General features: G+C 44.5%; 16 protein-coding genes. 7 read left to right on the top strand and 9 right to left on the bottom strand.

Going from position 1 to position 19,430, the window contains the following annotated elements; all coding sequences use genetic code 11:
* Positions 1-36 precede the first annotated feature (36 nt).
* A complete protein-coding gene (locus ACMXYN_RS09295) occupies positions 37-867 on the bottom strand; it encodes an AraC family transcriptional regulator (RefSeq protein ID WP_415891566.1) in 831 nt (276 codons plus the stop codon).
* A 150-nt stretch (positions 868-1,017) separates the two neighbouring features.
* On the opposite strand from ACMXYN_RS09295, the gene ACMXYN_RS09290 reads away from it, so the two are divergent.
* The 7 genes from ACMXYN_RS09290 (at position 1,018) to ACMXYN_RS09260 (ending at position 4,888) form a co-directional block, all read left to right on the top strand.
* Positions 1,018-1,494, top strand: coding sequence for a YHS domain-containing (seleno)protein (locus ACMXYN_RS09290; RefSeq protein ID WP_415891565.1), 477 nt, complete (start codon positions 1,018-1,020; stop codon positions 1,492-1,494).
* A 5-nt stretch (positions 1,495-1,499) separates the two neighbouring features.
* Positions 1,500-1,838 carry a thioredoxin family protein gene (locus tag ACMXYN_RS09285; RefSeq protein ID WP_415887322.1) on the top strand — a complete coding sequence of 113 codons (339 nt, stop codon included), beginning with the start codon at positions 1,500-1,502 and terminating at the stop codon, positions 1,836-1,838.
* Between the two features lies 1 nt (position 1,839).
* Positions 1,840-2,130 carry a DUF2282 domain-containing protein gene (locus ACMXYN_RS09280; RefSeq protein WP_415891564.1) on the top strand — a complete coding sequence of 97 codons (291 nt, stop codon included), beginning with the start codon at positions 1,840-1,842 and terminating at the stop codon, positions 2,128-2,130.
* A gap of 21 nt (positions 2,131-2,151) precedes the next feature.
* On the top strand, positions 2,152-3,063 hold the full coding sequence (locus ACMXYN_RS09275; protein WP_415891563.1) for a DUF692 domain-containing protein: 912 nt from the start codon (positions 2,152-2,154) through the stop codon (positions 3,061-3,063).
* Complete coding sequence (locus tag ACMXYN_RS09270) at positions 3,053-3,820, top strand: putative DNA-binding domain-containing protein (RefSeq protein WP_415891562.1); 768 nt, start codon at positions 3,053-3,055, stop codon at positions 3,818-3,820. The genes ACMXYN_RS09275 and ACMXYN_RS09270 overlap by 11 nt, the downstream gene beginning before the upstream one ends.
* A 41-nt stretch (positions 3,821-3,861) precedes the next feature.
* On the top strand, positions 3,862-4,344 hold the full coding sequence (locus ACMXYN_RS09265; protein WP_415891561.1) for a DoxX family protein: 483 nt from the start codon (positions 3,862-3,864) through the stop codon (positions 4,342-4,344).
* Positions 4,345-4,432: 88 nt separating this feature from the next.
* Positions 4,433-4,888, top strand: a complete 456-nt coding sequence (locus tag ACMXYN_RS09260) for an HPP family protein (protein ID WP_415891560.1) — start codon at positions 4,433-4,435, stop codon at positions 4,886-4,888.
* 3 nt (positions 4,889-4,891) lie between these two features.
* Here ACMXYN_RS09260 and ACMXYN_RS09255 read toward each other — a convergent pair whose 3' ends face one another.
* From ACMXYN_RS09255 to ACMXYN_RS09220, 8 genes are all read right to left on the bottom strand, one after another.
* Positions 4,892-7,558, bottom strand: a complete 2,667-nt coding sequence (locus ACMXYN_RS09255; RefSeq protein ID WP_415891559.1) for an EAL domain-containing protein — start codon at positions 7,556-7,558, stop codon at positions 4,892-4,894.
* A gap of 403 nt (positions 7,559-7,961) precedes the next feature.
* Positions 7,962-9,017, bottom strand: a complete 1,056-nt coding sequence (locus ACMXYN_RS09250; RefSeq protein ID WP_415891558.1) for a DUF3549 family protein — start codon at positions 9,015-9,017, stop codon at positions 7,962-7,964.
* Between the two features lie 101 nt (positions 9,018-9,118).
* The gene (locus ACMXYN_RS09245) at positions 9,119-10,300 is read right to left on the bottom strand and encodes a diguanylate cyclase domain-containing protein (protein WP_415891557.1); all 1,182 of its coding nucleotides are present in this window, start codon (positions 10,298-10,300) and stop codon (positions 9,119-9,121) included.
* A 126-nt stretch (positions 10,301-10,426) separates the two neighbouring features.
* Positions 10,427-10,666, bottom strand: coding sequence for a hypothetical protein (locus ACMXYN_RS09240; protein ID WP_415891556.1), 240 nt, complete (start codon positions 10,664-10,666; stop codon positions 10,427-10,429).
* Complete coding sequence (locus ACMXYN_RS09235) at positions 10,663-13,800, bottom strand: efflux RND transporter permease subunit (protein ID WP_415891555.1); 3,138 nt, start codon at positions 13,798-13,800, stop codon at positions 10,663-10,665. Before ACMXYN_RS09235 ends, ACMXYN_RS09240 begins: the two co-directional genes overlap by 4 nt.
* 3 nt (positions 13,801-13,803) lie before the next feature.
* Positions 13,804-14,892: an efflux RND transporter periplasmic adaptor subunit gene (locus tag ACMXYN_RS09230; protein WP_415891554.1), complete on the bottom strand. Its 1,089-nt coding sequence runs from the start codon at positions 14,890-14,892 to the stop codon at positions 13,804-13,806.
* A 190-nt stretch (positions 14,893-15,082) separates the two neighbouring features.
* A complete protein-coding gene (locus ACMXYN_RS09225; protein WP_415891553.1) occupies positions 15,083-16,363 on the bottom strand; it encodes a TolC family outer membrane protein in 1,281 nt (426 codons plus the stop codon).
* A gap of 14 nt (positions 16,364-16,377) precedes the next feature.
* Positions 16,378-19,428 (bottom strand): efflux RND transporter permease subunit, encoded by a 3,051-nt coding sequence (locus ACMXYN_RS09220; RefSeq protein WP_415891552.1) that lies wholly within the window; start codon positions 19,426-19,428, stop codon positions 16,378-16,380.
* Positions 19,429-19,430: the final 2 nt, after the last annotated feature.

Genomic DNA, 19,430 nt, shown 5'->3' with positions numbered 1-19,430 from the left:
CAATTTATTATAGGCAGAACTTGTATACCAGCTCGATTATTTTGGGCCTAAATAATTTTTTACCCATTGCTTAGGTGTGACACCAAAGTGCTTTTTAAAGACTTTGGCCAAGGAGGACGCATTTTCATAGCCTACTTGGTTGGCGACGAGCCCCACGGGGCGATTATTTTTAAGTAAACCTTTCGCTAGCGCCATTCTTAGCCCTGTCACATACTCCATAGGCGCTTGACCTACTGTATCTTTGAAGAGCGCGGCAAACTTCGAGCGAGACATAGCTGCGTTCTCGGCCATCTCTTCAACGGTCCATTCATATTCAGGCTTCTTTTTGATCTGTTGCATCAGCTTGCTGAGTAGAGGATGGGAGTCGGCCGCAATTAAGCCTAATTCGACTGTGCCGTTATCTATCACGTAGCGAAGTACCTGCACCATAAATACATCACATAAGCGATCGATCATCAGTTGCTTGCCATGCTGTTTGGCAAATGCCTCTTCGAAGATTTGATGAGCTGTATTCGAAATAGAACCGGCTTCCTCTATATGGATGCAAAGAAACTTAGGAAGATAGTTGGCTAAGAGTTTTTGGTGGGCTGGAGGTAACTTAACAGTCGCACAGACTAGTTTCGCATCTTCAGAAGGGGCTATCGTTAGTTTGTGATTGGTTCCGCTGGGGAAAAAAATCACATCGCCGGTATGCAACTCAATCCTGTGATCTTCATCTGTCGTGAGTGTTAACGATCCTGATTCCAGAAAATGTAAGTAGCCCGATTCCTTATCGTCATCAAATCCGGTAATACCGCAGAGGCTACCACTGAAAAAAACCTCGGCATTGATCTCTAGGTTCTGCAGTAATTTGCTCAGTGTATCCATAAAACCTCCTTTTTGGACGATTGGCTCTTTTTGCTGGATTTAGAGCGGCCTTTCCCTCGGTAGTTCCCCGTAACCTATATCTCAAGAACAGCGCAACATATTTACCAATATGTCTGAGTGTTCATTAAACCATTAACCGAGGAAAAAGAAATGAAATTTACAAAGACTTTGAAACTAGCAACAGCTGCCGGCGCACTTCTTCTAAGCAGCATGAGCTTTGCGGCATCTGTAAACATTGGCACTAACGATGTTGCTATTCATGGTTACGACCCTGTCGCTTACTTCACTAACGAAAAAGCGGTTGAGGGTTCTGCAAAATTTACAGCTACGCATGATGGTGCAATCTATCGTTTCGCAAGTGCCAAAAACCGTGACTTGTTTAACGCCAATGCCGACAAATACGCACCTCAATATGGCGGTTACTGCGCGATGGGTGTGGCTTTAAACAAAAAGCTAGATGTTGATCCACAAGCGTTTCATATCGAAAACGGCAAGCTGTATCTGAACTTGAACAAAGATGTTCAGACAAAATGGCTTACAGATGTACCTGGCAACCTAAAAACAGCAGATCGTATTTGGGCAGGTATTGAAGATCTATCTGTAGCAGCTGCAAACGCTGAAGACTAATTCTTATGCCTGAGTCGAGACTTACGTTTTCAGAAAATGGACATGAGTACTCGCAACCTTTAGCGCTGATCTGGTTCAGCGCTAAATGGTGCGGTCCCTGCCAACAGATGATTCCTGTCGTTAATAGTTTGGCAGAGCGATATGCCGGTGAACTTAAAGTTTTAAAAGTGGATGTAGATCAGCAGCAGGAGTTAGCTGCGAAATTCGCGATTAGAGCAGTTCCCACGTTAGTACTCTTGGCAAAAGATAAGGCGTTGGATCAGCAGGTGGGGTCGGTGCCATTAAAGCAACTTGATGAGTGGGTTGCACAACATTTATCAATTCAGAAAGAACTGGAGAAGTGAAATGGATAATAAACAACGTATTGCTACAGCAGCGTTAGCCGTTGCTCTGACTTCGATTGCAACTGTACCTGCAGCTCATGCTGGTGGAAAAGAAAAATGTTACGGCGTTGCGCTAGCTGGACAGAATGATTGCGGCAATTTGGCAGGTACACACTCTTGTGCGGGTCAATCCAAAGTGGATAACGACCCGGGTGAGTGGAAGCTAGTCGCGAAAGGCACTTGTAAAGATATGGGTGGCCTACTGAAAGCTGAAGCTAAGAAGCGTTATCAGGAAGCTCAGCAGAAGTCATAAGGTTTAATCAGGAGAAAGAAGATGTCCAGTTTAAGCACAGCTAATAATAGCGATGAACGAGGTTTATCAAAGATTGGAGTCGGGTTGCGTCATCCTCACTATAAGGAGGCGTTACTAGGGACATCTTCCATTGATTTTGTGGAGATACACGCGGAGAACTTCTTTGCTGAAGGTGGAATGCTACCTGAGTTGTTGAGTGATATAGCCCTTCAATATCCAATTAGTCTGCATTCGACTTCAATGGGTTTAGGTTCTGCCGTGGGTATTAACGGAGATTATCTGCAACGTTTAAAGCAACTGTCACAGCAGATTAACCCCATATTGATCTCTGACCACGCTTGCTTCACTTGGAGCAATATCAATGGAAAATCTGTGCATGCTGGGGATCTTCTACCTCTTGAATTTACGCAACAGAGCTTGCAGGTAATGGTTGATAATGTGAATCAGGTCCAGCAGCTACTAGGACGTCAGATTCTTGTTGAGAACTTGTCTGCTTATGTGGAATTTAATTTCTCGGATATGAGCGAAACCGAATTTCTATCTGAACTGGTAGAAAAAACGGGATGTGGCTTACTGGTGGATCTCAACAATTTACTGGTGAATGCGCGAAATTTTAGTGATCAAAAACCATTAACTGTAGCGCGAAAGTGGTTACGAGAAGTTCCTTCTGATGCTGTGGGCGAGATTCATCTGGCAGGTTTCTCCAAGGTGAAAGAGGGGGAATTGATCATTGATGATCATAGTCAGCCAGTATCACCTGAATGTTGGTTGCTCTATCGCGATGCGGTTGCTTTGTTTGGTGCAGTAACCACCTTAATCGAATGGGATAACAATTTGCCTTCTTGGAGCACACTGCTTGATCAAGCTGCAAAAGCGAGATCTATCTCCACGGAGGTTCACTATGACACTGGGAGGCTCTCTTATGCTGTCTGATTCAACCTTGCTCGTTCGTCGTCAAGCCGCATTGATGACGTTAATTTTTTCCAAAGATGAAAGCGATACCGCGACTGATCGAATCAGTCAGGGGTTAAAAATTTATCAGAATAATCTTCTGATGACCGCGGCAAGAGCGATCTCCTTGAAGTATCCAGTGCTGGATAAAATGGTGGGTAATGAGACGATTATCGCTTTTACCGAGCAGTTACTAAAGCGGGAGTTGCCTGACACGGGTGATTGGGCGGATTGGGGTGGCATGTTTGCCATGCTTATCGCCGAGAGCCCTTTGGCTGAAGATCATGCCTATCTGTCAGAGGTCGCCCGCTTGGAGTGGCATGTACATCAGGCCGCGAGAGGAAAGGTTACGCATTTAGAAGTTGAGACACTTTCTAGTTTAACTGAAAGTGATTTGGACGCTGTGTCACTTCATCTATCGCCGACTTTACAGGTAATGGAAAGCCACTTTCCTGTGTATGAATTATGGAATTTACATCAGGTGCCAGAGGGCTCTGAGGTCGATGAAGGTGAGCTTTATCGCTTGCTGGTGGGCAATAAGGCTCCTCATTATTCACTGGTATTTCAACAGGATTATCACGCGCGTATTAAAACGCTAACGGCTCAAGAATATGCGTGGTTTAAAGATGCTCTGGCAGGCATGAGCGTTGAGCGCTTATTAGGTAAGCACCAAGAGATTGATTTTGTTAACTGGATTGAACAGGCGATAAACCAGCAATGGTTGGTTGCCATCAAGTAAATCGAGATTCAGTTATTAAAGGTTTTTGAGAGGTTTGAGAGATGATTTCTATCGTTAGTAAGTTTTATAAAGGTTATTTAGCTGGGGAAGGTAAATTGGCTAAAACTCATGATCTTGTGTCGTTAATTGCTCGCTTGTATGTAGCGCAGGTGTTCTTTAATGCCGGTCTGACCAAAATTCAGGATTGGGATACAACATTATTTCTATTTGAAGAGGAGTATCAGGTTCCATTTTTACCTTTTGAACTAGCGGCTTATTTAGGCACTTTGGGCGAGCTGATCTTACCTGTTTTGCTAGTCACTGGTATTTTGACGCGCTTTTCTGCTCTCGGCCTATTTTTTGTAAATGTAGTCGCTGTGATTAGTTTGGTCGAAATTGCACCAGCGGCACTGTATCTACATTACATCTGGGGACTCGTGCTTGCGCAAATCATTATATACGGTGGTGGTGTGCTTTCTGTCGATCACGTTTCCAATAAGTTTCTACTTAACCGCCACAAGGCTGAAATGGAGCCTAGCCTATAGGCTTTATTTGTAGGTACTTGTAAAGAGGAGGTGACTGGTTAAATAGTCACTTCCTTGCTGAAAAAGCTTACTCATCTTTGAGGTTAATATGAAGCAGATCATTTCATCCATTTTTGCCGGCTTTGGCGCTGCTGTTGCCATAGGTTTGTTAGCCTTTCTTGAAACCTCATTTAAAGATATTGCTTTTTTGATGGCACCTTTTGGGGCAACTGCCGTACTGGTATTTGGGGTACCGAAAAGCCCTTTGGCCCAGCCAAAGAATGTGATTTTAGGGCACTTAATAACTGCCTTTATCGGCATTCTCTTTAGCCAGTTATTTGACGTTAATCCGCTGACTTTAGCCATTGCGACAGGACTTGGTGTGAGTGCTATGTTGTTGAGTAAAACAACGCATCCGCCCGCGGGGGCAAATCCAATCTTGATTATGTTATCCAGTCAGGGGTGGGTCTTTCTGGTAACACCAGTTTTGATTGGCTCGATTATGATTGTGCTCGTGGGAAAAGTTTTTCAGCAGACGCAGACAAGGTTGCAGCCTGCTGAATAATGACTAACTACAAGGTTGTTTGACTTGTTTGGTTAGCATGGTTTCAAAGACATCGGGTGTGACAGGTTTACTAAAATAGTAGCCTTGGGCCATATCGCAGTTTTTATTCTGTAGTAAATTCATCTGTTCTTGAGTTTCTACCCCTTCAGCAATAACTCTTAAACCAAGGCCGTGAGCCATGTCGATGGTGGCGTAAACTAGCTCTAAATCGGCAGGGTCGACAGAGATATCACTGATAAAGCTACGATCGATTTTTAGCGTATCGAATGGATAACTTCTCAAATAACTGAGGGAGGAATATCCAGTACCGAAATCATCCATGGATATGCTGACGCCTTGTTCATTAAGCTTTGCAATCGCCTCATCGATATCCGCATGTTGTGCCATCAATACACCTTCGGTAATTTCCAGTTCTAAGTTAGAGCCGAGAATTTGATGTGTTGTCATCTGTTCAGTGATGTAGTCGATCAATTGAGGATCTCTAAACTGACGCGGTGATAGGTTGATGGCAATATGGAATTGCGGCAGCAATGTTTTGATCCAGTGACTGCTCTGATGCATCGCTTCCTTAAGAACAAACTTACCAATGTTTACGATTAATCCGGTGTTTTCGGCAACGGGAATAAATTCAGAAGGCGGTATATTTCCTAATGTTGGAGAGTTCCAGCGTAACAATGCTTCTGCACCGACAATTTGTTGTGTTTTTAGGTCGATTACAGGCTGATACAGGACATGTAGCTCTTTACGGTGAAGAGCATTGTGTAATTGTTCTTCTAATAGCAAACGGCGTTCGGCACCTATATTCATCTCTTCGGTGAAGTAGTGATAGCTATTACGACCTTGAGCTTTAGAGTGATACATTGCCGAATCGGCATTACGTAGAAGTTCTGCAGGATCAGTTCCGTCACTCGGGTAAACCGAGATCCCGACACTCATGGTTAGCATGATCTCTCGGCCGTCCACATTTAGCGCTTTGCGGAATTGAGAAACTAGATTTTGCGCTATAGGCTGTGCTTGTTCTGCACTCTCTAAATGGTTGAGCAAGACAATAAATTCATCTCCACCCAAACGGCCTACGGTGTCGGTATCTCGCACTGACTGCTCTAATCGCTTAGCTGCTTCAACAAGAATTTTATCGCCAGTGGCATGTCCTAGAGTGTCGTTAACTTTTTTAAAGTCGTCCATATCGAGGAAGAGGACAGCTACAGAGTGCTTCTTTCTTCTCGCTTCAAGGAGCATAGTTTCTAAACGGTTAAGAGAAAGAAAACGGTTAGGCAGGTTGGTTAAGCTATCAAAGTGTGCTTGGTGAAGAATCTTCTCTTCTTGTGCTTTCTGTTGAGTAATATCCTGTTTTACCGCTAAGTAATACTTAGTTTTGCCTTCTGCATCATAAACAGGCGCGATATGGGCTTGTTCCCAGAATATCTCTCCGTTTTTTCGTTGGTTTTGGAATTCACCACGCCACGCTTTTCCCTGAATAAGATGCTGCCATAATTCTGCGTAGCGACCGACCGGTGTGCGACCTGACTTTAATATTCTGGAGTTTTGGCCAAGAACTTCTTCTTTATCGTACCCAGTGACCTTTTCAAATGTCGAGTTTACGTACTCTATCTGGCCATCCAATGTGGTGATCACAACAGATACGGGGCTTTGCTCTATGGCTTGAGACAGGGTCAGGATATGTTCTTGGGCTTTGCGTTCTTCAGTGATATCTCGACTAATGCCTACTAAGCCTTGTAGTTGGCCATCTGTATCCCAGAAAGGCATTTTAAGGGTGTTTAATAATATCCGCTCGCCAGATTGATTATCACTCCATTGTTCCTGGCTGTCAGAGGAAAGGTGTTCTATTACGTTTTTTTCTTCTTGCTCATTTTTAACTGCTTGCGCTTCTACAAAAAGATCATAGTCAGTACGGCCGGTAATTTCTGTTTCGTTTTTACCAGTGAAATCTTGGAAGGCAGTATTACAGCCGAGGTATTTACCTTGCGTATCTTTAATAAAAATATGATCTGGCAAGGCATCAATAAGGCCTTTGAGTAGGCCTCGTTCACGGTTGAGGTTTTGCCGGCTGATCAATACCTCTCGTTCAGCGTCTCGTCGGTCCTGTTGTCTTCGAAGAATTAGGCCAAGAAGCATAGTGCCGATGGGGTAGAACGTCAGAATGGTTGGTGCAATAGCGGCGATGATCTTGAAGCGCAAATCAGCAGGCATGAACAGAATCAAACCTAGTACAACGATTTGTACTACTAGCCCCAAAAGATACAAACGCCACCAGTTTAAGGGTTGTTTAAATTTGTCACTCAGGTGGCGCCAAGATAAGCCTACGGCGGCTGAGAAGATAATGACGGCTGAGCCAACATAAATACCTGCGCCTCCCTGATAGATTCGAAGGCTTACAGCCATTAATACGGCGATACAGGTAGGAACAATTCCAAAAAATAGGCCACATAAACTGATTAACACCCAGCGTGCATCAAAAAATACGCCTGGTTCTAGTTCCCATGGGGTTAGCATAACCGCCATAGCAAGCAGACCGACTAATACACCGGATACACTGTCTCTAAGTAAGTGATGACGAATGTTTTGCAAGCCAAGCGAGTCATAAACGATCCCCATTGCGAGCAGTAGGGCAACATTATTGATTAGGCCTGTAAAACTAGAAGTGTCCATGAATACTAATGTTCTCTTAATACCTGATGACTCAAAAACAAGGCTATCTGCAATAGTTGATTTAAAGCCATACTAAAATTATGTGAATAAGAATAATCATATAAATAATAAAGTGTTAGGGTGAAGATCAATAAAATGATTATCCATTCCAATCCCGACGACTAAAAAAACCTGGTTGGTCTAGATACAGGCTATCCAAGTCTTGTAATCCCACTCGAGCAGACATGATTTTTTAACTCATTGTTAAAATTTTGAAGTGGTTGTAATTTCAGTATAGAAAGGAAATCAGACTCTGCAGCCTGAATTGTGTATAGCTTTATGAAAAATAAAGAGAAAATATTAGGAAAGAGAAGGGTGGCTGGAACACCTTAGGCGAAGATAGGTCATTCCAGCCGTAGATATATTACTTAAAGTTAGCGCCAAACATCTCGCCAATCGCTTGGCTAAGCGCTTCACTGCGCTCTTCGTTACGGAATTGCATCAGGATCAGTGCACGTAACGCTGGCATAAACATCAAGTCAGATAGCACACGAGAGAAGCCTGCTTGGCCAGCTTTACCTATTGCGAGTTTTTCTAAGAAAAGGTTTAGTATTGCCGGTTCTTGAAGTGTTTCATTGCAGCGAGTGGCAATCGATACGATCACTTCAGCTTCTAGAGCGTAATCACTTTGTAAGATCTTGTTGATGATCTCTTGTTTTCTTGGCGTATTGCGTGCATTTGAAATACCACGAGTAATGGCAGCAATATGATTGGCGTTCGCTGTGCCGCGCTCTACTGTTTGTTCAGCACGTAAGCTTAAAGCTTCAAATAGCTGGTGGTCCGGTTCGATGCTTTCTATGCAGGTGCATAGCACTTCGAATGGCACATCGGGTAGAAGCGGGATGGCTTTAGTTAACAGTTTGCTGTTGTTACTTTTCTCGTGGCGAACAACTAAATCGGCGATACCTTGATAACCGAGAGATTGCCAGTTATCAAAACCGATTTGACCTGCAAAATACTGTTCCGCATGTTCATAGTATTGCGAAGCAGGTTCACTTGAGGCCAGCGTAGAATAGGCATGGAACAGTGCCATTTTTTCTTGATCGGGTTTGAAAGAGAAAGGATTATCTTTCAAGGCATCCTCTGGCATTTCACCGGTCTTCTCATGTTGTAAAATGCCACCGGCATTTTTAAGCAAACGGCTAAGTAGATCATCACGCACGGCTTGGATTAGAAAGCCTTGCTCATCTAAAGGCAGCTTTAGGAACCAAGCTGCGCCTTGTTCTTTATTCTTTGGATTCCAGATCATCAGCGCTATCCATGCGTGTTGCAAATACGGATAGGGATAAGGTGTTTGTTGGTTCTCTATCTTTTCAAATTGTTCAGTCGAGAGTTTTTGTACACGACGACCCATATCGAAAAAACGGACCTGGCCGCCACTCTGGCGAAGAAGTTGAGATAGTGAAGATATGTCAGACATGATGAGCACCTTAAGAATCAGGCCCGCAATTTTAGCAGTTCTGGAGTGGGTATCAATATAGACCGGAAGTGCTCATTCTTTGGTTAGGTCAATGCTGATGGTTAGATGATGTAAAATTGATTTTTACCCATTTTTTTAGCTTGATACATCGCTTTATCTGCCAAGGTAATCGCTTCTTCTGCACTTATATCTTCTAAAGCGTAGATATACAGGCCAATGCTGGCCGATAGGTTAGCAGTGCTGGTATCAATAGGTATATCTTCACTAATAATCGTTAGTATCTTTTGAATCACTGCGATGGCTTGAGTGGAGGATTCAATTTCAGACAGAATTAGTAAGAATTCATCGCCACCTAATCGACCTAACATATCTGAGCCGCGAATTACTTTGGAAATGCGATTAGAGATGTCCTGTAAACATTGATCGCCGGTATCATGGCCGTAGGTATCATTAATTGGCTTAAAATCATCCAGATCAATAAAGATGATGGCGGCTTTATGTTGTTTCCGTTTAGCCGCAGCGAGCACAATATCGAGCTGGTGGAGTAAAAACCTGCGGTTCGGAAGTCCGGTTAGGTTGTCATGGCAGGCTAAATGGCGAAGCTCTTGATTGGCAATCCTGATAAGTTTGTTTTGTTTGGCGGTAGTGACCATAACATAGACAGCAAACAAGAAGCCGCCCAATATGATTAATACCATTCTGGTGATGAGTTTTGAGAGTAAGATTTCCATTTTGTGGGATGAATCTTGCCAGATTTCTTCATTTTGAGCTTGCTGTAAGCTAATAAATCGATCCAGTAGCGCTGCAATGGTGGTCTTATCTTTCAGTACTTTACCTAGCTCTAATCGAAAATCTTGCACGCGGTTATTTGTGAGTAGTTCCGAGAAGGTTCGTAATTCAGGCGCTCTACTGGCAGCTTCTTTATCGAGTTTTGCAATGATGACTTGCTCAGGGTGATCTAAGTCTGTGTTCAATAAGGTTAAACGTGATTTGTGGTATTCACTACCTTGACTGTAGAACGCATTGAATAGCTGTTTTCGTTCTTCTGGTGTTTCAAGTAATGTCATCTGCCAAAGTAAGATGGCTCTTTCTCTGACAGCTGCGCGCATTGCCATGGCGGCGCGTAGTTGAATGTCGTTATTGCTGTTGGCAGTGGTTAATTCTGCGCGTAAATTCGCATATTGCTGGTAGGAAAAAACGGAAGTGTAGATAAACGCTAGAAAGATAGCGCTAAAGCCAATTAGATAGAAAAAGAATCTAAAGCCTGATCCCCGCTGGTCCATGTCTTTTCGCCAGTCATGTGGTGAATAACATTTAACAGTCTAGTAGATTTTAATTTATTCGGGATTGAGTGGCAGAAATAGAGATTGGGTGAGTAAGCCGTGCATACTCACCCAATAATTAATCGTTTATTGTTTGCATTCACCCGCGACAACAAAGCTAACTTCAGGCTTCGCACAAGCAGAACAGCTGTTGGAATAGGTTTTGGTTTTACCGTCTGAATGATGGCCGCATGCAGGTGTGTAATCCATCGTGCACATCTGCGGGCGTGGTTCTTCACAAACCAAAGCTCCTTCTGGCATGGATGGTTTGGATTGACAGCCTGCTAACATCAGCGCTGCAAAGCCCATAAAAATTAATTTTTTCATACTGAATCTCCTGTTTGGGCATTGTCTGAAGCAGGTTTTCCTTTAACTTTTTCACGTAGTGTCTGCATTGCAACGAATAGTGCCGGAATAAAGAATATGCCGATGACAGTCGCTAGAAGCATACCGCCAAAAACAACAAAGCCTATGGATATACGGCTAGCAGCACCTGCGCCAGAAGCCGTTAGCAAAGGCATAACACCTAGGATAAAGGAGAAAGCGGTCATCAACACTGCACGATAGCGCAAGTTAGCCGCTTCATTGGCCGCATCAATAATGCTTTTACCTTCTTCCCGCAATTGCTTCGCAAATTCCACAATCAGGATGGCTGACTTACTCGCAAGACCAATCAGCATAACCATGCCGATCTGGGCATAAAGGTTATTGGTCAAACCTGGTATCAGCCATAGCGGTAGAATCGCACCTAAAATTGCGACAGTAATCGATAGCATTACAGCAACAGGAATGGTCCAGCTTTCATATTGAGCTACTAAGAATAGGTAAGCGAATAGAATAGCTAACGAGATGATAATGATTACAAAACCGCCGGCTTCTTGCTCTTGTTGAGTACTACCTGTCCACTCAAGAACATAACCATCAGGCAAAGTTTCTTTGGCTAGTTGTTCCATCAACTTAATACCGTCACCTGTCGCCATACCTGGGGCTAGAGTTGCAGTAAGTGAAGCTGAGCGTGATTGGTTGTAGCGCGTTAATGATTGCGGACCAAGTACAGGTTTTACTTCGACCAGTGCGCTGATCGGCACTAAATGTCCTTGGTTGCTCTTAACATTAAGACTATTTAGATCGTCAATATTGTCACGGAATTCAGCATCCGCTTGTAGCATAACCCGGTAGTTACGCCCGAAAATATTGAAATCGTTTACATACTGAGTACCAAGCTGAGATTGCAATGTGCTAAATAAGTCACTCATTGAAACGCCCAAAGAGAGCGCTTTATCACGATCTACAACAAGCTCCAGTTGTGGAACATTAGCAGAGTAGGTGGAGTAAACTCGGTCAAACTCAGCTTTTTGGTTTGCTGCAAAGATGAGTGAATTTGTAGCGCGAGCAAGTTCTTGAGGTGATCCATTTTTAAGATCCAACAGAATTGCCTCTAGACCTGCTGCATTACCCAAACCCGGAATCGGTGGAGTAGGGAAAGCCATAATATTAGCGCCTGGAATCGTTGCTAATTTCTGATTGAGTTCTCTTAGAATTTTGTACCAAGCCATTTCCGGTGCAGTACGCTCATCCCAGTGGGTAAGCACTGGAATTGCTAGTGCAGCATTTGGTGCCGCGCCACCTAAGATACTGAAGCCTTTAATGCCAATACGGTTTTCTACACCCGGTTGTTCTTCGAGGATTTTGTCAATCTGGGCGACTATCTCGTCGGTACGGTTGAGTGATGCACCATCAGGAAGCTGAACGTTAACAAAGAAGGCGCCGTTGTCTTCATAAGGCAAGAAGCTGGTCGGGGTTGTGGTGAACATATGGTAAACACCGCCGCCCATTGCTGCCATCAAACCCATACTTAATAGTAAGCGCTTGTTCAAAAAGTTAACTTTGTTCACATAACCTCGACGGGTCCAGTCGATTAGCTGATCGAACTTTTTGAACACACCAGTCGGTTCAGTCGCTGGTTTTAACAGCAGTGAGCAGAGCGCAGGGGATAAGGTCAGTGCATTTAGCGATGAGAAACACACCGCAACAGATATGGTTACCGCAAACTCTGTATACAGTTTACCTGTAATACCTGGCATAAAGGCAACAGGAACAAATACTGCTAAGAGTACCAGGGTGGTCGCAATGACGGGCCCGATTACCTCTTTCATTGAGACTGCTGTCGCTTCTTTAGCAGATAAGCCTTCTTGCATATGGCGTTTAACGTTTTCAACGACAACAATGGCATCATCTACCACGATACCTATCGCCAAAATTAAGGCGAACAGAGAGATTGTATTGATACTAAAGCCAAGTACAGAAAGCACGGCAAAGGTGGCAATCAACGATACTGGAATCGTGGCTGAGGGTATGAGTGTTGCGCGCCAATCGGCAAGGAACAGGAAAGTTACCAGTACTACCAGACCAAAGGTAATAAATAGAGTCTCAACTACTTCTTGCAGCGATGCTTTTACTGAAAGTGTGGTGTCATAGAGAATGGCGTATTCCATATCATCAGGGAAACGCTCACTGAGACGCTTTAGTTCAGCGTACACATTGTCAGCCACCTCAAGTGCGTTTGCACCAGGGCTTTGATAGATCGCTACAGTGGCTGCTGGGTTGCCATTCATAATGGAGGACGCACTGTAGCTTTGCGAGCCAAGTTCTACTCGAGCTACATCGCGAAGGCGCACAGAAGCACCGTTTTCACCTGTGCGAAGGATGATGTTTTCAAACTCTTCAACTGATTCTAAGCGGCCTTTAGCACGCAGGTTATATTGGAACTGTTGGTTTTGCGTAAGAGGTGGCTGGCCAATAATACCTACAGACGCTTGGATATTTTGTTGCGAGATAGCGTTGCTAACATCTTTAGGTGAGAGCCCTAGTGCTTTGAGGCGGTTAGGGTCTAACCACACTCGCATACCGTAATCCATCGGGCTGAACTGTGACGCTGAGCCGACACCATTAATTCGTGCTAAAGCATCTTGCACATAAAGTGTGGCGTAGTTACTTAAAAACAGCTCGTCGTATGTGTTTTCAGGAGAGTAGAGGTTAATCACCAGCAACATGTTAGTTGCTTGTTTCTTGGTAGTTACCCCTTGTCGAACCACTTCTTGAGGCAAAGAGGCCTCTGCCAAAGCCACACGGTTTTGTACATTGATAGCCGCTTGGCCTGGGTCTGTACCTACAGCAAACGTGATATCTAGCGTGTAACTACCATCGTTGGCTGAGGTGGAAGACATATACAGCATATTGTCCACCCCATTGACTTGGGCTTCTATCGGGGTGGCTACTGCTTGCTCCACTACTTCTGCGTTAGCGCCAGGGTATTTCGCTTTGACTTGAACTTTGGGCGGTGTGATATCAGGGAACTGAGCGACGGGTAGACCGTAGATCGCTAAGGCACCGGCAATCATCAGTACAATGGAGATGACCAGAGCAAACTTAGGCCTATTGATAAAGAAGATCGAGAACATGGTTTACTCCGCTACCGCATTAACTTGAATGCCCGGTTTAACCTTCTGCAGTCCTTCGGTGATGATTAGATCACCTTCATCCAGGCCTTTCAGTACTTGCCATTGACCTTCTACTTGCGGCCCCATTTCTACGCGAGTAACTGTTACTTTATCTTGTTGATCTACTTCGAGCACAAAGTAACCATCACGATCACGTTGTACGGCAGATTGCGGTATTTTGATACCCGTTTCTGGTTGTTTACGCTTAATTTCTACGTGAACAAATTCACCTGGCAATAATAGGTATTTAGGGTTTTCGAAGCTCGCACGTAGTGTGATTGTGTCAGTATTTGGATCAACCTCTGGGGAGATAAAATCGAACTGACCTTGTTGTTCGTACACACTGCCATCGGACAATAAGAGACGAGGGGCAACGGGCGGATTATCCAAGTCGATTCCTTTACGGCGAGCGTCTAGCATCAGCTTTTCACTGACTGCCATTTCGACATAGACCTCATCGATTTTTACGACTGTCGCTAGTACACCGCTTTCAGGGCTGATCAAGTCGCCAACAGAGAAGTTCGCTTTACCGATACGACCACTAAACGGAGCTTTAATCTCGGTATAACTTAGGTTTAATTCCGCTTTCTTTAATCCTGCTTCTGCTTTTAAAACTTGTGCGCGGGATTGGTCGCGATCTGCTACAGCCTGGTCGAACTGGGATTGTGAAGCCGCCTTACGTTTGCGCAGCTGGCTCACGCGATTGAGATTAGTTTGCGCATTTTTCAATCCCGCTCTAGCAGAGGCGAGATCGGCTTCTGCTTGTTTCAGCGCGATTTCATAGTTCGCTTTTTCTACTTTAAACAATACTTGATCGGCTTCAACATCACGACCTTCGGTAAATAGGCGATCTTCTAGAAAACCTGATACACGTGCCAATAGGTTAACGCGTTGAGTTGCCTCAATACGTCCAACCAGTTTAAAGGTTGGGGTCAAATCCGACGTTTGCACCTTGTGTACTAATACCGCAGGTAAAGGTTTCTCGTTGGCATTAGCGGTTAGTGAAGTGGCAGCCAAAGCAGTTAGAAGAGTGGCTAAAATGATCTGTTTCAAAACAAGCTCCTTTGAGAAACGTTAATCCTAGGTACAAATTGGATTAAATTTGATGCGCTTTAATTAGATAGCAGCTTTTTGATGAATATAACTAACTATATATAAATACTGAATAGATTAAATATTCATTTACCCATACATCGCCTTAACGAATAACGGGTGCCTAAGCACCCGTTATTGTCACAGCTGCTTACTGCAGCCAGCTGTCGAGTTCATTTATATCTTCAGGGTTTAGCGTGCCTAACTGTTGCTTGAAGGTGATGAGGTTCTGTACAAAGTCGAAACGTGCATTAGCATAATCGCGTTGAGCTGCATAAAGCTGTTGCTCCGCTTGCAGTACATCTACCACATTACGCGTACCTACTTTGTAACCTTCTTCAGTGGCTTCTAACGCTGTTTTACTCGATTTAATACTTTGATTAAGCGCTTGAACACTTAAAGCACCGGTACGGAGATTACGTAATAGGCTACGAGTCGTCTGAGTCACCTCGCGAAGTGTATCTTCACGGTTAAACTGGTTTTCAATTAAGCGCTGTTCTAGTTCGCGACTACGCGAGCTAACTGAGCCGCCGGAATAGATTGGCACTGACAGAGTTAAACCGATTGAAGATGTATCGGTACTGTTGTCACTGATAGCGGTGCCATTATCGTAATCATAACTAGCTGTCAGGTTTAGTGTTGGGTAGTGACCAGCACGACCTGCCTTCGCTGCTTGGCGCGCTGCTTCAGATGAGCGATCTGCAAGTTGAAGCGCCAAGTTGCCTTGCCAAGCTTTTTCTAACCAAGGTTGGGCTTGAACAGGGACCGGTTCTTCAATTGGGTACTCTTCAGATAGTTGACCAACTGTATCAAATCCTTGGCCTGTTAAGCGCTCTAAGGCTTCGTAACTATTTTCCAAATCACCTTCAGCGGCAATACGTGCCACGCGAGCATTGTCGTATGAAGCCTGTGCTTCTTGTACATCGGTATTGGCGATTAGGCCAACATCATATTGAGCATTAACTTGATCCAAGCGGCGTTTGATTGCGCGCTCTTGAGCTTCAGATGTTTGTAGATCACTTTTCGCCCTTAGCACACCAAGGTAAGCTTCTACGGTACGGTTGATCAGGGTTTGCTGTTCCAGTTCAAACTGCAGTGCCGCTTGTTCTGAGATCACTTGGCCCTGTTTAAAGGTAAACCAAGCCGCAGCATTAAATACCGGTTGGCTAAGGGATAGGGTATAGCCATGGTTATTATAATCTGCTGTATCAGAATCAATTGTTGTTGTGTTGGCGCTCAAGTTCACATTCGGCAACAAGCTAGAACGATTTTGGATTTCGATCTCTTTGCCAGCGTTAAATGAAGCTTGCGCTGCTTTTAACTGTGGATCATTAGCCAAAGCGAGTTGGTAGATATCTGCTAATTCACCTGCAGAAACGCTGCTGACAGCTAGAGAAAGGCATGAAACCTGAAAAAGCTGCTTTATATTCATAAACTTAAACATCCTTAAACTTGTTCTGGCTGAACTTCCTTGAAAGTTCGCTTACCTAAGTAACTATATACGGTCGGAATGACAAAAAGGGTTAATAATGTACCGAATGTCATACCGCCAACAATAACCCAGCCAATCTGATGACGTGATTCAGCACCTGCGCCCATAGCTATAGCCAAAGGAACAGCACCTAATACTGTTGCGCCCGTGGTCATCAGTATAGGGCGTAAACGCAAAGATGCTGCTTCTATTATCGCGCTACGAAGGTCTCGCCCTTGATCTTGAAGCTGATTTGCAAACTCTACGATCAGAATACCATGTTTGGTTACCAGTCCAACAAGGGTAATCAAGCCTATTTGGCTGTATACGCTGAGAGAGCCTCCACTGAAATGTAGCGCAAACAGCGCACCAAACACGGCAGGTGGAACCGATAGCATAATAATCATCGGATTTTTAAAGCTTTCAAACTGCGCTGCCAGTACTAGGAATACGACAATCAATGCCAGTGCAAACGTCACCTGCATGCTGCTGCTAGACTTCTTGAACTCGCGTGAAGGCCCCGTGTAATCATAGGTTGCCTGAGGCGCGATCTCTTGCAAGCTTTGTTCAAGGAAGTTGAGTGCTTCACCTAGGCTGTAGCCAGGAGCGAGCTGGGTTTGTATTTTGACCGCCTTCACTTTATCAAAGTGATTAAGTTCACGTGGTGCAACGCTTTCACGCAGTTCTACAAGGTTGGAGAACTGAACCATTTCGCCGTTTTGATTGCGCATGTATAGATCGGTTAAGTCGCTTGGATCACGGCGCTGTTGATCATCAACTTTCACAATAACTTCGTATTGCTCACCGGCGCGTTTAAAGCGCGTAACTTCGCGACCAGCCATGTAACTTTCTAGGGTTCGACCCAGATCAGCAACATCTACAGACATTTCGGACAACTTATCGCGTTTTACATCGATCTGAAATTCCGGCTTATTCAGCTTAAGATCCGAATCTGGTTGGGCAAAGCCTTTATTACTGTGAATTTTCGCCATTAGCTGATCGGTGATCACTTTTAGGTCATCATAAGTGCCATTGGTCTTAACAATGAACTCTACAGGACGCGAGATAAAGCTCTGACCTAGAGAAGGCAGGTTAAGAGAGAAACTCATAATCCCTGGGATACCGCCGTATAGCTTCGGCGTTTGTTCTTGGCCAATCGCTTGCTGTTTACGATCACGATCTTCCCAGCGTTCTAAGCCTTGGAAAACCATAGCATTAGTTTCAGACGGGAACCCGACCACCGCAAAGTAACGCACTGTTTCTGGGGTTTGGCTGATAGTAGTTTCGATTTGGCGTGTATAACGATCAATATAATCGACAGATGCGCCGTCCGGAGCGATAGCAAAGTTTAGAATTGTGCCTCTATCTTCATAAGGCGCCAATTCTTGAGGCAATTGGGTATAAAAGTAAGCTGCGCCACCAAAACTCGCCGCCATAATAACAATTGCGAGTAGGCGAGAACTTAGTAGTTTGTTCAGCAGCGTTTGATAGCGATTGGTAATGCCTTGTAGGAAGCTTTCTATCAGATTAAAAATCGCACTGTGTCGCGTTTCATGTTTTAACAATCTCGACGACATCATTGGCGATAGGGTTAAAGCAACAAAGGTTGAAACTACCACAGCCCCCGCAAGCGTCAGGGCGAATTCTGTAAAGAGCTTGCCTGTTCGTCCTTCAGAAAAGGCAACAGGTGCAAATACGGCAACCAGCACCACTGTAGTAGCCAATACTGCGAAGCCGATCTCTTTGGCACCTTTAAAGGCCGCCTGAATCGGCGTTTCACCCGCTTCAACATGTCGATAGATGTTTTCCAGCATTACGATGGCATCATCCACAACCAAACCGATTGCTAACACCAGTGCGAGTAGGGTCAATGTGTTAATGCTGAAATCCATCCAGTACATCATCGCAAATGCACCCACCAACGAGAGTGGGATAGTAACCACCGGAATCAGGGTTGCTCGGATATTACGAAGGAAGAAAAACAGTACTAGAACAACCAAAATACCCGCTTGGATCAGCGTGGTATATACAGATTGAATGGACTCATCGATAAAGATCGAGGAGTCATAAGCCACCTCTACATTCATGCCTTCTGGCAATGTCGGACGGAGTTTGTCTAATTTGTCGCGAATACCCGAAGATACATCCAGAGGGTTTGCTGTGGATTGTTTTACCACACCCAGTGCAACCGCACTTTCTCCTTTATAGCGGGTGATACGTCTGACGTTTTCCGGCGCGATTTCAACCCGTGCGACATCTTGAATTCGAACAGGGTAGCCATCTTCATTACGAATAATTAGCTGTTTAAAAGCTTCTATATCGTTAACGTCTGTTCTGGCAAGTAGAGTGAACTCGCGTTCTTTACTTTCGATTCGACCCGCAGGGATCTCAATGTTTTGACGGCTAAGTGTTTCTTCTATATCTCTAGGAATAACCTTGAACGCTGCCATACGAGCAGGATTTAGCCAGATACGCATCGCATATTTGCGTTCACCGAAGATCATGACATTAGCTACACCTGAGACGGTTTGTAGCTGATCTTTTACCTGCTGATCGGCGATATCTGATACTTCCATGATGTTATGGCGATCAGAGTTGAAGGCAAGCCAGATAATAGGTTGCGCATCGGCTTCTGTCTTCGCAACTACCGGTGGATCAACATCATCTGGAAGTTGGCCGATTACGCGACTTACGCGATCTCGAACATCCGCAGCGGCAGAATCAGGATCGCGATCGATTTTGAAAGTGATACTAATCTGCGAATTTTCTGTTCGGCTAATCGAGTTCATAAAGTCGATCCCCTCAATACCGGAGAGGGAGTCTTCTATGATTTGAGTAACCTGCGTTTCGATAATCGATGCACTTGCGCCGGGGTAGGTAGTTTCAACCGTAATAACCGGTAGATCGATTTTTGGGTACTCTCGAACGGTTAAGCGATCGTAAGCAAGTAGACCTACCAGTAGGACCAGTATGCTCATTACCGTCGCTAGTACGGGGCGTTTAATACTGATTTCAGACAGAATCATAA

Origin of the sequence: Neptuniibacter sp. PT8_73, from assembly GCF_047778045.1 — a bacterium.
Classification (GTDB): Bacteria; Pseudomonadota; Gammaproteobacteria; order Pseudomonadales; family Balneatricaceae; genus Neptuniibacter.
This window is presented reverse-complemented; position numbering and strand designations above follow the sequence as displayed.

Coding starts and splice junctions, on each gene's coding strand:
- ACMXYN_RS09235 (WP_415891555.1), bottom strand. CDS start 13,800: ATGTTCTCGATCTTCTTTATCAATAGGCCTAAGTTTGCTCTGGTCATC.
- ACMXYN_RS09255 (WP_415891559.1), bottom strand. CDS start 7,558: ATGGACACTTCTAGTTTTACAGGCCTAATCAATAATGTTGCCCTACTG.
- ACMXYN_RS09290 (WP_415891565.1), top strand. CDS start 1,018: ATGAAATTTACAAAGACTTTGAAACTAGCAACAGCTGCCGGCGCACTT.
- ACMXYN_RS09295 (WP_415891566.1), bottom strand. CDS start 867: ATGGATACACTGAGCAAATTACTGCAGAACCTAGAGATCAATGCCGAG.
- ACMXYN_RS09220 (WP_415891552.1), bottom strand. CDS start 19,428: ATGATTCTGTCTGAAATCAGTATTAAACGCCCCGTACTAGCGACGGTA.
- ACMXYN_RS09280 (WP_415891564.1), top strand. CDS start 1,840: ATGGATAATAAACAACGTATTGCTACAGCAGCGTTAGCCGTTGCTCTG.
- ACMXYN_RS09270 (WP_415891562.1), top strand. CDS start 3,053: ATGCTGTCTGATTCAACCTTGCTCGTTCGTCGTCAAGCCGCATTGATG.
- ACMXYN_RS09225 (WP_415891553.1), bottom strand. CDS start 16,363: ATGAATATAAAGCAGCTTTTTCAGGTTTCATGCCTTTCTCTAGCTGTC.
- ACMXYN_RS09275 (WP_415891563.1), top strand. CDS start 2,152: ATGTCCAGTTTAAGCACAGCTAATAATAGCGATGAACGAGGTTTATCA.
- ACMXYN_RS09285 (WP_415887322.1), top strand. CDS start 1,500: ATGCCTGAGTCGAGACTTACGTTTTCAGAAAATGGACATGAGTACTCG.
- ACMXYN_RS09260 (WP_415891560.1), top strand. CDS start 4,433: ATGAAGCAGATCATTTCATCCATTTTTGCCGGCTTTGGCGCTGCTGTT.
- ACMXYN_RS09250 (WP_415891558.1), bottom strand. CDS start 9,017: ATGTCTGACATATCTTCACTATCTCAACTTCTTCGCCAGAGTGGCGGC.
- ACMXYN_RS09240 (WP_415891556.1), bottom strand. CDS start 10,666: ATGAAAAAATTAATTTTTATGGGCTTTGCAGCGCTGATGTTAGCAGGC.
- ACMXYN_RS09245 (WP_415891557.1), bottom strand. CDS start 10,300: ATGGACCAGCGGGGATCAGGCTTTAGATTCTTTTTCTATCTAATTGGC.
- ACMXYN_RS09265 (WP_415891561.1), top strand. CDS start 3,862: ATGATTTCTATCGTTAGTAAGTTTTATAAAGGTTATTTAGCTGGGGAA.